The 12,751-nt window shown below is 74.1% G+C and carries 12 protein-coding genes; 5 read left to right on the top strand and 7 right to left on the bottom strand.

Going from position 1 to position 12,751, the window contains the following annotated elements; all coding sequences use genetic code 11:
* Positions 1-688: 688 nt before the first annotated feature.
* The 3 genes from ACF1GV_RS26275 to ACF1GV_RS26285 all read right to left on the bottom strand — a co-directional run bounded on the left by ACF1GV_RS26275 (position 689) and on the right by ACF1GV_RS26285 (position 2,900).
* Entirely contained in the window at positions 689-1,144 is a 456-nt protein-coding gene (locus tag ACF1GV_RS26275) for a helix-turn-helix domain-containing protein (protein WP_391685761.1), read from the bottom strand.
* 444 nt (positions 1,145-1,588) lie between these two features.
* A complete protein-coding gene (locus ACF1GV_RS26280; protein WP_391685271.1) occupies positions 1,589-2,056 on the bottom strand; it encodes a DUF3017 domain-containing protein in 468 nt (155 codons plus the stop codon).
* Positions 2,046-2,900: a bifunctional methylenetetrahydrofolate dehydrogenase/methenyltetrahydrofolate cyclohydrolase gene (locus ACF1GV_RS26285; RefSeq protein ID WP_363265836.1), complete on the bottom strand. Its 855-nt coding sequence runs from the start codon at positions 2,898-2,900 to the stop codon at positions 2,046-2,048. The genes ACF1GV_RS26280 and ACF1GV_RS26285 overlap by 11 nt, the downstream gene beginning before the upstream one ends.
* 262 nt (positions 2,901-3,162) lie before the next feature.
* Here ACF1GV_RS26285 and ACF1GV_RS26290 point away from each other — a divergent pair, with 262 nt between their 5' ends.
* The 4 genes from ACF1GV_RS26290 to ACF1GV_RS26305 all read left to right on the top strand — a co-directional run bounded on the left by ACF1GV_RS26290 (position 3,163) and on the right by ACF1GV_RS26305 (position 6,831).
* Positions 3,163-3,816: a hypothetical protein gene (locus tag ACF1GV_RS26290; RefSeq protein ID WP_391685273.1), complete on the top strand. Its 654-nt coding sequence runs from the start codon at positions 3,163-3,165 to the stop codon at positions 3,814-3,816.
* 130 nt (positions 3,817-3,946) lie between these two features.
* A complete protein-coding gene (locus tag ACF1GV_RS26295) occupies positions 3,947-4,699 on the top strand; it encodes an FHA domain-containing protein (RefSeq protein ID WP_391685275.1) in 753 nt (250 codons plus the stop codon).
* On the top strand, positions 4,696-6,255 hold the full coding sequence (locus ACF1GV_RS26300; protein ID WP_391685277.1) for a protein kinase: 1,560 nt from the start codon (positions 4,696-4,698) through the stop codon (positions 6,253-6,255). Before ACF1GV_RS26295 ends, ACF1GV_RS26300 begins: the two co-directional genes overlap by 4 nt.
* A gap of 105 nt (positions 6,256-6,360) precedes the next feature.
* Positions 6,361-6,831, top strand: coding sequence for a hypothetical protein (locus ACF1GV_RS26305; protein WP_363265831.1), 471 nt, complete (start codon positions 6,361-6,363; stop codon positions 6,829-6,831).
* 62 nt (positions 6,832-6,893) lie between these two features.
* Here the strand turns inward: ACF1GV_RS26305 and ACF1GV_RS26310 are convergent, their stop codons facing one another.
* The 3 genes from ACF1GV_RS26310 to purN form a co-directional block, all read right to left on the bottom strand.
* Positions 6,894-7,394 carry a DUF6215 domain-containing protein gene (locus ACF1GV_RS26310; RefSeq protein ID WP_391685279.1) on the bottom strand — a complete coding sequence of 167 codons (501 nt, stop codon included), beginning with the start codon at positions 7,392-7,394 and terminating at the stop codon, positions 6,894-6,896.
* Positions 7,395-7,575: 181 nt separating this feature from the next.
* Positions 7,576-9,138 (bottom strand): bifunctional phosphoribosylaminoimidazolecarboxamide formyltransferase/IMP cyclohydrolase, encoded by a 1,563-nt coding sequence (gene purH, locus ACF1GV_RS26315; RefSeq protein WP_391685281.1) that lies wholly within the window; start codon positions 9,136-9,138, stop codon positions 7,576-7,578.
* Positions 9,135-9,764, bottom strand: coding sequence for a phosphoribosylglycinamide formyltransferase (purN, locus tag ACF1GV_RS26320; RefSeq protein WP_363265828.1), 630 nt, complete (start codon positions 9,762-9,764; stop codon positions 9,135-9,137). The genes purH and purN overlap by 4 nt, the downstream gene beginning before the upstream one ends.
* 270 nt (positions 9,765-10,034) lie before the next feature.
* Between purN and ACF1GV_RS26325 the strand changes: the two genes are divergently transcribed.
* The gene (locus ACF1GV_RS26325; RefSeq protein ID WP_391685283.1) at positions 10,035-10,817 is read left to right on the top strand and encodes a hypothetical protein; all 783 of its coding nucleotides are present in this window, start codon (positions 10,035-10,037) and stop codon (positions 10,815-10,817) included.
* Positions 10,818-10,826: 9 nt separating this feature from the next.
* On the opposite strand, the gene ACF1GV_RS26330 is transcribed toward ACF1GV_RS26325, so the two are convergent.
* Positions 10,827-12,743, bottom strand: coding sequence for a DUF6350 family protein (locus ACF1GV_RS26330; protein WP_391685285.1), 1,917 nt, complete (start codon positions 12,741-12,743; stop codon positions 10,827-10,829).
* Positions 12,744-12,751 lie beyond the last annotated feature (8 nt).

Here is a 12,751-nt window from a genome sequence, read left to right on the forward strand (position 1 = left end):
AAGAAGAACACCGCGGCGATGACGACGAGTACGCACGCCGACGAGCCCGGCGAGGAACATCGTCAGCCGCTGCTGGCCGGCGCTGTTCGCGGGCCGCTGCGGCCCCGGGGACGGACCCCGGTAGCCGGCCATCCGCCACGAGTTCTGCCGCGCGCTGTCGCGGGCGTCGGGGGCCGCCGGCTGCGGCGGCACCGTCGGGGACACGCCCGTGGGTCCGGCGACCGGGGTGGCCGTGGCGCTGGTGCCCTTGCGGGCCGTCCGCCCGCCGAGCTCGCCCGCCTCGGGGGCCGCGAGGTCACCGAGGGCGGCGCGCGCCTGTGAGATCCGAATGGCCTCCATGGTCATGTCGTGGCGCAACTCCGAACGGCTCCAGGCGCGTTCGGCCGGCTCCCACAGCGTGGTCAGGTGGCCGGGATCGCTGCCGGTGACCTCGGCCGGCGCGACGGCCGCACCCTTGCTTCGGCGAGGCCTTGCTTCCCCCTCTTCCCCCGTGACGTGCCCGGTCGTTCCCCCGCGCCCGGCGCCCTGTGCCGCGGTGCCCGTTCCGGCTGCCCACGGGGATGCGCCCACCGGGGATCCCGGTTCCCGGGACGGGGCGCACGGGAGCCTGCGGCAGCGGGGCGTGCCCCGTCGTACGACGGCCGCGCGGTCCGGTGAGTCGTTCCGGAACGTCGCTGATCCTTCGCGCTCACGCGGCGAGGGCGACTCCGACGGCGGCGAGCACCAGCAGGGCGCACAGCAGCAGGACGGCGACGAGCAGCAGCCGTCCGGCGGGGCGCGGCGGGGGCGGCTCCTCCAGCCGCTCCCACCAGGGAACGGTCGGGTCGTCGTGGTACGGCTCGCCGTCCGCGGTGGCGGCGGGCTCGGGGCGCGGCCAGGCTTCAACGGCCACCTCCCGGCGTACCGCGACCCGTTCGGCGTCCTGGTCGGAGAGCCCGGCGACCCGGCACAGCGCGGTGACGGCCTGCCGGGGAGGCGGCTGTACGGCGTTGAGGTAACGCTGCCAGGAGGACTTGCTGTAGGCGGTGCGGGCGCCCAGGGCGGCCAGGCTGAGCCCGGTCGCGTCCTTCAGGTCCCTGAGCTGCGCCACGAAGTGCCGTACCTCAGGCGGCAGCCCGTCCGGCAGCGGCCGCCAGCCGCTCATCGCCACCTCCGCGCGCAAGCCCTCGTCCCTACCCGGTCGGATCGGGTGACGACAGCTGATGCGGAATCGGTTCCGCACGTGTGGCAGGTTCAGGACACGGTAGCGGAATGGTCACTTCCGTGGCACAGCGCGCTGACAGCCGTTGAACAGGCCGCGCACGGTGCGAAAACGTTGTTCCCGGCGGCGGCCCGTCCCCGCTCGGGGGAGAGGACGGTCCGCCGCCGTTTCGTACGGCGGCGTCAGCAGCCGGGGACGACGAGCCCCGTCTCGTACGCCACGACCACCGCCTGGGCACGGCTGTCCAGGTCGGGCATGGGCATGTTCACGCGCATCGCCGCGGCGTGACGCCGCCGCCCGGTCGGGGAGCCAAACGCCCGGCCTGCCGCCGCGGTTGCAGCCGCGGCGGTGCGGACGGCCGCCTCGGCCGGTCACCGTGGCGTCGGCTCAGCTGCTGCTCACCGTGTAGTGCAGGGTGTCCTTCAGGAACGGGATCTGCAGCCACGGCTTGGGCTGGGCCATGAGCGCCAGCAGCACGATGGCCGCGCCGAGCACGCCGTAGGTGACGATGTCCGTGAAGCGGGAGCGGACGGCGAGCATGCCCACGCCCGGCAGGAGCCAGCGCAGCACGGCCCCACCGAGCAGTGCGGCACCGATCAGCAGCGTGCCGATCCGGAACGCGCCCAGTGCCGTCACCAGCAGGCCCACCGCGACCAGGCCGAGCACCGCCAGCATCGGCCACTGCCGGGCCGGCGCCGGGGCGTCACCGCCCGCGGCCCGGCCGCCGCCCTCCGGACGCGCGGTGTCCCGCGTGAACAGCGGGAAGCGCCGGGTGGTGCGGCGCGGCCGCCCGTCGGCGTCGGGCGCGCTGACCGCGTCCCGTACCTGAACGTCGTCCGAGTCCTCAGCCGGCACTGCGCTCCGCCGCCTCGACCACGTTGACGAGCAGCTGGGCGCGGGTCATGGGGCCGACCCCGCCCGGGTTCGGGGAGATGAAGCCGGCCACCTCGGCGACGCCGGGGTGGACGTCACCGACGATCCTGCCCTCGGCGTTGCGCGAGACGCCGACGTCGAGGACGGCTGCGCCCGGCTTGATGTCCTCGGGCCGGATCAGATGGGCGGATCCGGCGGCGGCGATGACGATGTCGGCCCGCTTGAGGTGGGCGGACAGGTCCCGGGTGCCGGTGTGGCACTGGGTCACCGTGGCGTTCTCGCTGCGCCGGGTCAGCAGCAGCGGCATCGGGCGGCCGATGGTCACACCGCGGCCGACGACCACGACCTCGGCGCCCTTCAGCTCGACGCCGTAGCGGCGCAGCAGGGTGAGGATGCCGTTGGGCGTGCAGGGCAGCGGGGCCGGCTCGTTCAGGACGAGGCGGCCGAGGTTCATCGGGTGCAGGCCGTCGGCGTCCTTGGCCGGGTCCATCAGCTCCAGGATGCGGTTCTCGTCGATGCCCTTGGGCAGCGGGAGCTGCACGATGTAACCGGTGCAGGTGGGGTCGTCGTTCAGCTCGCGCACGACCGCCTCGATCTCCTCCTGCGAGGCGGTGGCGGGCAGTTCACGCTGGATGGAGGCGATGCCGACCTCCGCGCAGTCGCGGTGCTTGCCCGCGACGTACTTGCGGCTGCCGGGGTCCTCCCCGACGAGGACGGTGCCGAGACCGGGCGAGACGCCCTTCTCCTTCAGCGCCGCCACGCGGGCGGTCAGATCGGACTTGATCGCGGCTGCGGTGGCCTTGCCATCGAGAATCTGGGCGGTCATGACCCCATCCTCCCGGATGACCGCCCCCCGGTTCCAATCCGGGGCCGAGCATCACCCCTTCTGCCGGTCCTCGGCCTTGATCGACGATGTTGCACTTGCACAACGCCTGTGCAATCCGGCTGGACAAGTAACGCGGATCTAAAGAACGATGAGGGGCACAGTGCCGCGGGCAGTACCGGGGGGACGAACCGCATCTGTAGAAACTTCCTCCGAGCGTTGCCGCGCGTCCCCGCACTCGGCATAACGGAGGAAGGACCGCGCCATGAGTTTCGGCGACCCCAACAACCCCTACGGGCCACCGCCCCAGCAGCCGCCCGCCGCAGGCCCCGGCTACGGATACCCCCAGCAGGCCCCGCCGCAGCCCGGCGTCCCGCCGCAGGGCTACGGCTACCCGCAGCAGCCGGCGTACCCCGGCTACCCCGGTGGCAACGCGATGGTCCCCCAGTCGATGCCCGGCCTGCTGGTGACGGCCCGCGTCTTCCTGTACATCATCTCCGCGGTGCAGATCCTCGCCGGCCTGGCATGGCTCTACGTCGCGGCGTTCGTCAACGACGTGTCGGACGCGGCCAGCGACCTCGACTCCTCCTCCGACGACCCGTTCAGCTCCCTGGGTGACGCCGGCAACATGGCGGCCGGTGTGATCGTGGTGCTGGCGCTGATCGCCCTCGGCCTGGCCACGCTGTCGATCGTCCTCGGCGTGAAGTTCGGCAAGGGCGGCCAGGGCGTGCGGATCACCACCGTGATCTACGGCGCGCTGGGCACCATCGTCGGACTGCTCATGCTGTTCGTCGGCCTCGACACCGGCATGGCGTCCGCGGTGATCTTCCCGCTGCTGTGGGTGGTCTTCGGCGGCATCATCACCGCCGCGCCGGTCGTGCCCAGCGGCACCGCCTGGTTCAACCGCCCGCGGTACTGACGCGAAGCGGACCATACGGTTCGCGCCAATCACATCCGAGGGCCGTGTCTCACCCGAACGAGGGGGACACGGCCCTGGTGCGTTCGCCCTACTCTGGCACCGCGAGCTGTCAGGCACGGGGAGACGCACCTTGTACAGCATCATCGTGGTACCTCCGCCGACCACGGAGGACGAGCGATCCACCACCGAGCAGATCCGTCTCGCCCCCGGCGAGCGGCTCACGTTCGGCCGGTCCGCGCGCGCCAACCGCCTGCGCATCCCCCACGAGGGGGTCTCCCGCAGGGCCGGGGAGATCGCCGCGCAGGGCGCCTTCTGGATACTGAGCAACCTCAGCCGGGACCAGACCTACGTCGTCGAGAACCCGGAGGGCGCCGGCGAGCACGTGAAGGTCGGGCCGGGCCGGCTCGACGCGCCGATCCCCTTCGAGTTCGCGCGGATCGTGCTGCCCGCGGCCGGCGACCTGCTGCCCGTCGAGGTGTGGGCGCCCCGCCACGACTACATGCGCCCCGACAGCGACGGCGACGGCGACACCACCGCGCCCGCCTTCTCCCTGGACCGCACCACGCGCTACTTCGCGGTCCTGGCCGCCCTGTGCGAGCCGCGGCTGCGCGGCACACCGCATGCCCCGCTGCCCACCGTCGACCAGGTCGTGGAGCGGCTGCGGCCGTCCTGGCCGGCCGTCTCCCGCACCACCGTGCAGTGGAACATCGACTACCTCTCCGTGAAGCTGCGCCTCAAGCCGGGCCCGGACACCGCCGACAGCGGGCCCCGGCTGAACGGCAAGAAGGAGTCGCTGGTCTCCCTGGCGCTCCGCTTCGACCTGGTCCGCGAGGACGACTTGGTGATCCTGCGTGCGAACGCGCCCTCCGGATCGCCACGGTGAACGGCCGCGGCGAGCCGTTCGCCGTACCGGTGCCCCAGGGCTACCGGGTCGGGCCGTGGGAGGTCCGGGCGCCGCTCGCCACGGGCGCCTTCGGCAGCGTCTACGAGGCCCGGCGCACCGGCGAGGCGAGCGACCCCGGCCTGCCGCGTACGGCGGCGCTGAAGTTCCTGGCGACCGGCACGAACACCCCACGCCACCTGTCGCACCTGCGCGACCTCGTGGAGCGGGAGATCGCCCTGCACCGCAGGCTGCGCCACCCGCGGCTGATCCGGCTGTACGAGACGCTCACCGTCGACGACCCCGGCCGGCCGGAGCTGGACGGCGCGACCGTGCTCGTGCTGGAGAAGGCGGAGGGCTCCCTGTCCGCGCTGCTCACCGCCTCCCCGCGCCCCGCCGCCGGTCCCGCGCTGCTCGCCCAGATCTGCGAGGGGCTGCACCAACTGCACACCGCGGGCTGGGTGCACGGCGATCTGAAACCGGCCAACGTGCTGCTGATGAAGGACGGCACGGTCCGCCTCGCCGACTTCAACATGGCGGCCGAACTGGAGGGCACCCACGCCTACACCCCGGCGTTCTCCACTCCCGACTACACCCCGCCCGAACTGCTGTGGACGGAGATCGGTGAACGCGGCCGCCGTATCCGCCCGTCCGCCGACATCTGGGCCTTCGGCGTCCTCGCCCACCTCGTCCTCACCGGCTCCTTCCCGCTGTCCGGCGGCACCCCGACCGCCCGCCGCGACGCCGCCGTCGCCTACGCCCGCGGCACCGACGCGTTACGTCTGGCCCCCGAACTGCCCGACATATGGCGGGACATCGTGCGCGACTGCCTGGCCCGCACCCACGCCGAGCGCGTCGGCGGCGAGGAACTGCTGCGCCGGGTGAGCGCGGCGGCCGGCACCGAACGCCCCCGTCGGCTCCCCCGGCTGCGCCGCCGCTCCCGGCGCACCACGGTCACCGCGGCCGTCGTCGCCACGCTGGCCGCCGCGGCGCTGGGGTACGGCGTCAGCGACTGGGCGGACGGCTCCGGCGACGGCAAGAGCCCGGCCACGCCCGCCGCGTACGGCGCCGCCGAACTGCGCACCGACCGGGGCGTACCCGTCGGCTACCGGCGGCTGATCGTCGACTCGGCGCACGACTGCGTCCAGCCGGAGGTCACCCCGGCGCTGATCGCCGCGATGCTGAAGGCGGAGAGCGACTTCGACCCGGACCTCTCCGACCCGCACGCCGGCCGCGAGGGCGAGTACGGCATCGCCCGCTGGACGCCGAGTCTGCTGCGCTGGTGGATCCGCGCCGACGGCGTGCCCGCCACGGCGACCCCCAGGCCGCCCTTCTCCCCCGCCGAGTCGATCCCCGCCATGGCCCGCTACCTCTGCTACATGGAACCGCTGCTGCGCCCCGCCGGCCTGCGCGGCGACCGGCGCGTCCTGCTCGCCGCCGCGTACCGGACGTCGTACAAGAAGGTGAACGCGGCGGGCGGGGTTCCCCCGGCGATCCGCGCCTACGCCGACCGTGTCACGCGCTACCTCAAGGAGTACACCCCGCCCGGGAAGCCGTGACCCTGAGAGGTGTGAGGTACCGGCGGGCGACGGCCGCTGCGACGGTGGGACCACTCCACCACCGGTGGAGCGACCAAGACCGTCCGTTTCTCAGGGGGAACGCACGTGAACATCGTCAAGCCCGCCGCGCTGCTGATCGCGGCCACCGCCCTCGTCGCCGGCTCCACGGCCGCGGCCACCGCCGCCGACCCCGCCGGTACCCGGGTGACCTCGCTCCAGCAGACGGCCGACCAGGTGCTCGCCGGGCACCCCAAGCCGCTGAAGGTCACCGCCGACCAGGTCCGCTACGACGGCCTGACCGTCACCGCCGCGCCGAAGGGCAGGGCCGCGGTGAAGGACCTGGCCTGCGGCTACGGCCACCTGTGCATGGTGGTCAGGGGCACCAAGTTCGACTTCTACAAGTGCCAGACCTGGAACGTCACCAACTGGACCGGCGACGGCCCGTTCACCAACAACCAGACCCCGGGCACGGTCGCCAAGTTCTTCAACCAGGACGGCAGCGTCCGCTGGACCTCGACGGCCTACCAGGCGGGCACCGCCACCTGGGACCCGATCTGGTCGCTGCGCCCCTGCTGATCCACCGCAGCGGACGGCCTCCGGTCCCCTCGGGGGAGGGCCGGAGGCCCTCCGGCGTGGCGTCAGCTCCCGTCCCGGCCGGGGACGGCGGGCAGGACCTTCTCCGCGCCCCGCAGCAGCGCCGCGTCGTCGGGCAGCCCGCCGTCCTGCCGCCAGACGGCGACCTCGTAGGAACCGCCGCTGTCCTTGGTGTCCGGGGCGACCACCAGGGTGCGGGCGATGCCTCCGGGGGCGGCGGTGGCGTTGCCGCCACCCAGGTCGAAGCCGATCCCGATGGTCTGGTCGCAGGACAGCGCGGCCTGCCGCCCGAGGATCTTCTTCCGCTCGGCCGGCGTGCCGGGCAACGCGGGCAGGTCCGCGCGGTTGAGGGCCTCGCACAGCTGGTCGCCGGTGACACGGCCCGCCCGGGCGGCCTTGCGCAGGGACTTGTTACTGGGCGGGGAGCAGCTCGCCGGCCGGTCGGCGGCCTGGCCGCCGCCGGAGCTCTGCTCCATGTGCCAAAGGCCCCCCGCGAGGCCCCTGCACAGCAGCAGCGCCAGCAGCACCTGCGCTCCCCAGCTCATGTCCGGTTCGCCTTCCGGCTGGGCTGCTTCCGGTCTTTCGGACACGGCGATCCGGTCGCCCGTGTTCCCCCCTGTGGTCGGCGCGCCCCGACGGGCGCCGGGGAGCCTGACCGGAACGGCCCCGGCGGTGCCGCCGGGGCCGACTGAGCGGGGTCAGTGCATCGGGCTCAGTGCACCGGACTCAGTGGAAGAAGTGGCGGGTGCCCGTGAAGTACATGGTCACGCCGGCCTTCTTCGCCGCCTCCACGACCTGCTCGTCGCGGATGGAGCCGCCGGGCTGGACGATGGCCCGCACCCCGGCGTCGATCAGGATCTGCGGTCCGTCCGGGAACGGGAAGAACGCGTCCGAGGCCGCGAAGGAGCCCCGGGCCCGCTCCTCGCCGGCCCGCTCGACGGCGAGCTTGCAGGAGTCGACGCGGTTGACCTGGCCCATGCCGACGCCGACGGAGGCGCCGTCCTTGGCGAGCAGGATGGCGTTGGACTTCACCGCACGGCACGCCTTCCAGGCGAAGGCGAGCTGCTGGAGCTCGTCCTCGCTCAGCGCCCCGCCGGAGGCCAGCGTCCAGGTGGCCGGGTCGTCGCCCTCGGCCTGGAGCCGGTCGGTGACCTGGAGCAGCGCGCCGCCGTCGATCGGCTTGACGTCGACCGGGTGGGCGGGGCCGTCGGGGCAGCGCAGCACGCGGATGTTCTTCTTCTTGGTGAGGGCCTCCAGCGCGCCGTCCTCGTAGTCCGGGGCCACGATGACCTCGGTGAAGATCTCGGCGACCTGCTCGGCCATCTCCTTGCTGACCGGCCGGTTCACGGCGATCACACCGCCGTACGCGGAGACCGGGTCACAGGCGTGCGCCTTGCGGTGCGCCTCGGCGACGTCCGCGCCGACCGCGATGCCGCAGGGGTTGGCGTGCTTGATGATCGCGACGCACGGCTCGGCGTGGTCGTACGCGGCACGGCGGGCGGCGTCCGTGTCCGTGTAGTTGTTGTACGACATCTCCTTGCCGTGCAGCTGCTCGGCCGCCGCGAGCCCACCCTCACCGGCGGTGTACAGGGCGGCCGGCTGGTGCGGGTTCTCGCCGTAGCGCAGGGTGTGCGCGCGCTGCAGCGACGAGGCGATGAAGTCGGGGAACTGCGACTCGTCCGCGGGGGCGTAGGCGGAGGCGAACCAGGAGGAGACGGCGATGTCGTACTCCGCCGTGTGCCGGAAGGCCTCCGCGGCCAGGCGCTTGCGGGCGGCGAGGTCGAAGCCGCCGTCCTTGACCGCGGCGAGGACGTCGCCGTAGCGGGCCGGGCTGGTGACGACCGCGACCGAGGGGTGGTTCTTGGCGGCGGCGCGGACCATGGAGGGACCGCCGATGTCGATCTGCTCCACGCACTCGTCGGGCGAGGCGCCCGAGGCGACGGTCTCGCGGAACGGGTACAGGTTGACGACGACGAGGTCGAACGGCTCCACGCCCAGCTCGGCGAGCTGCTCGCGGTGGCTGTCCAGGCGCAGGTCGGCGAGGATGCCGGCGTGCACCCGCGGGTGCAGCGTCTTGACCCGGCCGTCCAGGCACTCGGGGAAGCCGGTCAGCTCCTCCACCTTGGTGACGGGGACGCCGGCGGCGGCGATCCGGCCGGCCGTGGAGCCGGTGGAGACCAGCTCGACGCCTGCCTCGTGCAGCCCGCGGGCCAGCTCCTCCAGGCCGGTCTTGTCGTAGACGCTGACGAGCGCCCGGCGAAGGGGCCGCTTGTTGCTCTCGGCGGTCACTGGATAACTACCTTTCGTCCCTCGATGCGATAGCCGTTGCGGGCGAGGCGCCCCACGACCTCGACGAGCAGCCTTCGCTCGACTTCCTTGATGCGCTCGTGCAGCGCGCTCTCGTCGTCCTCGTCCCGGATCTCCACCACGCCCTGCGCGATGATCGGCCCGGTGTCGACGCCGTCGTCGACGAAGTGGACGGTGCAGCCGGTGACCCTGGCGCCGTACGCGAGCGCGTCGCGCACGCCGTGGGCGCCGGGAAAACTGGGGAGAAGCGCGGGGTGGGTGTTGACGAAGCGCCCGCCGAACCGGGCGAGGAACTCCTTGCCCACGATCTTCATGAACCCGGCGGAGACGACGAGGTCGGGCCGGTGCGCGGCGACGGCCTCGGCGAGCGCGGCGTCCCACTCCTCCCGCGTGGCGTGGTCCTTGACCTTGACGACGAAGGTCGGCAGTCCGGCCCGCTCGGCCCGGGCGAGCCCCTCGATGCCGTCGCGGTCGGCGCCGACGGCCACGATCTCGGCTCCGTACGCCTCGGGCCCGACGGCGGCGATCTCGTCCAGCAGCGCCTGCAGATTGGTGCCGGAGCCGGAGACCAGCACGACGAGGCGCTTGGCCACGGAGTTGGCGGCCACGGTGGGGCCCTTTCTCGGGGGAGCGACGGTGCGCGGCCGGCCCGTCCATCCACACTTGTGTGTTCGTACGAATGCTTCGCGCCCCGGGATACGGGGAAGTCTACGAAGCGGCCGACCGCCAGCAACGATACCGGCACACGGGAAGGCCCCCACGGGACGGGGGCGCGGCCTGCAGGTAGCGTCTGGGAGGAAACTACTCGGGAACGCGGTGGACGCGCGGTGCGTTTCCGGGGTGGAAGCCCATGTCACCTAGGGGAAGACGCTCTCTTGATGCCGGACCGCAGCCTGCGACTCCTCACGTTCCCACCGCACCCGGGCCAGACAGGGGAGCGTGGCACCGTGCTGCTGCGGGAGCGGCCGACTTCCCCGCCCGAGGCGCCCGACGGTCCCGGGCAGGGGCGCGGCGGACAGGACCGCGAGGACGACAACCCCTTCGCGCCGCCGCCGGAGGGCACCCCGGACCGCCCGTGGCAGCCGCGCCACCCGGCGGGCGGACATGGCGGCGACGGCAGGGGCGGCAACGGACAGGGCGATGACGGGCAGAGCGGTGGCTCGCCCTGGGGCCGGTGGAGCGACCGGCAGCCCGACCGCTCCGCCGGTGGCTTCGGCGAGCGGCCCGGCAGCGACCCCGAGAAGCCGGCCGGCGGCGACGGAAGCGGTCCGGCCACGCGCTGGGACCCCACCGACCCGGTGCAGCGGCGCGCCCGGTACGCGCTGCTGTCCGGCATGTGGGCCTTCTTCTTCGCCCTCTTCGGCTGGCCCTACGTGGCGCTGCTGCTCGGTGCGCTCGCCGTGTACTGGGGCATCAGCGGGCTGCGCGGCAGAACCCGGTCCGGCGCCTCCGACGGCGGCGGCCGCCCGCAGACCACGGCCGCGGTCAGCGGCCTCGTCACGGGGTCCCTCGCCCTGGCCCTGGTCGCCGCGGCCTTCGCGTCCCAGCTCGTCTACCGCGACTACTACACGTGCACCGGTGACGCCCTGACCAACGAGGCGAAGCAGTCCTGCAAGCAGCTGCTGCCGTCGGAACTGCGCGGGTTCCTGGGCGAGGGCTGACGAGCGGGTCTACGGCGCGGGGGGTGCCGGCGGGACCTGCGGGGCGGATGGTGTCGGCGGGGCGTCCGGGGCCGGGGGCGGCTCTGCCGGCGGTTCTGCGTCTGGTGCAGTCGGTGGTGCTGCCGGTGATTCGGTGAGGGGGCCGGCCGGCTCGGACTGGTCACGCTCGTCGGGCGCGGTGCCGGTCGTGCCGGTCGTCCTGCCTGCGGCGGGGGCGATGCCGGGTGCCTTGTTGGGGGCGGGCGCGGTGGTGCCGTACGCCGGGCCGGGGAGTGTGGTCGCGCTCTCCACGCCGTAGGCCGTGTAGGGATCGTCCGCGGGGTCCTCGCGGTCGTACCGGGCGAAGGCGTGCTTCGTCGTCTCGATGTCGTAGATCTCCGGCTCCGCGTTCGGCGTGCGGCCCGTGGTGGGCTGCTGCCGGGCCGGTCGCCGTCGCCACCGCAGCCATCTGCCGGAGCGCCGGGTTCCGGGCGGGCCGGCCGGTGCCGGCACCGGCTCGTAGCGCGGGACGCCGATCCTGGGCCGTACGGCCGCAGCGGCGGAGGTCAGCTTGCCGCCGGACCCGGTGCGTTCGGCCGCCGCGGTAGCGGTCTGCGGGCCCCCGGCACCCGTCCTGCGCGAGCGGCCGCGCCAGGCGCGCCGGGCCAGGGCCACCGGGATCGCCGCCACGGCGATCCACAGAACGGTCGCCCCGCCCACCTGCCAGCCCATCGGACCGAAGCGGGAGAGCGCCGCCACCCCGAGCGGGCCGCCCGCCAGCGCCGCGAGGCCGGCCAGCAGCGCCCCGCACAGGACGGAGGCGAGGACGGCGGCCCCGGCCGTCCGGCCCGGCGCCCACGCGCCGCCCGGCAGCGCGACCCGGTCGGTGCCGGTCGCCGCCACCGCCAGGAACCAGCCCACCGTCACCCCGGCCGCCAGCGGCACCGCCGCCGTGGCCCAGTGCAGCGGGGTTCCGGGTCCGCCCGCAGGGACCGCGGCCAGCAGCGGGAACGGCGGCAGCAGCGGGGCCGGATCCGAGCCGAGCGGGCTGGTGAGGTGCCCGACGGCCAGGGCGAAACCGGGGCCGAGTGCGTAGGCGGCGGCCCACACGGCCGCGTTCGGCACCAGCACCAGGCACAGCAGCAGCACCGCGAACCGGCCCGACCAGCCCTCCGTCAGCTGCAGGAACGATCCGCGGGCCGCCCCGTTGTGCCACACCAGCGACACGGCCACCAGCAGCGCCCCGCCCCCGGACAGCACCGCCGCACCGGCGCACGCGGCGCGAGCGGCCGCGCCCAGCCGGGCCCGTCCGTCCGTGCCGAGCAGCAGCCGCCGCACCGGGCCCGGAAGCATCACGAGCACGCTCTCCACGGGCTCGCGGGGATGGCCGTGCGCCGTCCACACCCCCGCGCCGGCCGCCGTGACGACGAGGAGCGGCAGCATGACGGGGCCCGGCCAGGTCCAGGACGGCCTCAGCTCCCCGCGCGAGGACACGTACAGCAGGGCCGCCGCGGCGACGCCGAGGTAGCCGAGGACGACGCCGGTGAAGGCCGTGCGGCCGGCGACGGGCTCCACGCCGTCATGGCCGTAGACGGCGTCGCGGGCCGCCCGGTGCAGCAGCCAGACGGGCACGGCCATGAGCAGCAACGGCGTCACCCCCACGGGGGCGGGAACGCCGGTGAGGGTGTCGGTGCGGACGAGTTCGGCGCCGTGCCCGAGGACCCACAGGGCGGCCGCGATGTGCAGGGCGCCGCCGGGTCCGCTGTCCGGATAGGGGGAGCTGATCCACAGCGCCAGCACGAGCACGGCGAGCGAGCCGAGGCCCAGGCCTGCGGCGACCGCGCCGCCCAGCAGGCTCGCGGCCAGCCCGGACGAGCGGCCGCGCCTCCGGCGGAGCAGGCGGGGCAACGACGTTCGGCGGTCGGTCATCTGGATCACGACCGCCATGCTCCCAA

The sequence above is a fragment of the Streptomyces sp. NPDC014006 genome (assembly GCF_043088925.1).
Lineage (GTDB): Bacteria > Actinomycetota > Actinomycetes > Streptomycetales > Streptomycetaceae > Streptomyces.

Coding starts and splice junctions, on each gene's coding strand:
- ACF1GV_RS26310 (WP_391685279.1), bottom strand. CDS start 7,394: ATGAGCTGGGGAGCGCAGGTGCTGCTGGCGCTGCTGCTGTGCAGGGGC.
- ACF1GV_RS26325 (WP_391685283.1), top strand. CDS start 10,035: ATGCCGGACCGCAGCCTGCGACTCCTCACGTTCCCACCGCACCCGGGC.
- ACF1GV_RS26290 (WP_391685273.1), top strand. CDS start 3,163: ATGAGTTTCGGCGACCCCAACAACCCCTACGGGCCACCGCCCCAGCAG.
- ACF1GV_RS26285 (WP_363265836.1), bottom strand. CDS start 2,900: ATGACCGCCCAGATTCTCGATGGCAAGGCCACCGCAGCCGCGATCAAG.
- ACF1GV_RS26330 (WP_391685285.1), bottom strand. CDS start 12,743: ATGGCGGTCGTGATCCAGATGACCGACCGCCGAACGTCGTTGCCCCGC.
- ACF1GV_RS26275 (WP_391685761.1), bottom strand. CDS start 1,144: ATGAGCGGCTGGCGGCCGCTGCCGGACGGGCTGCCGCCTGAGGTACGG.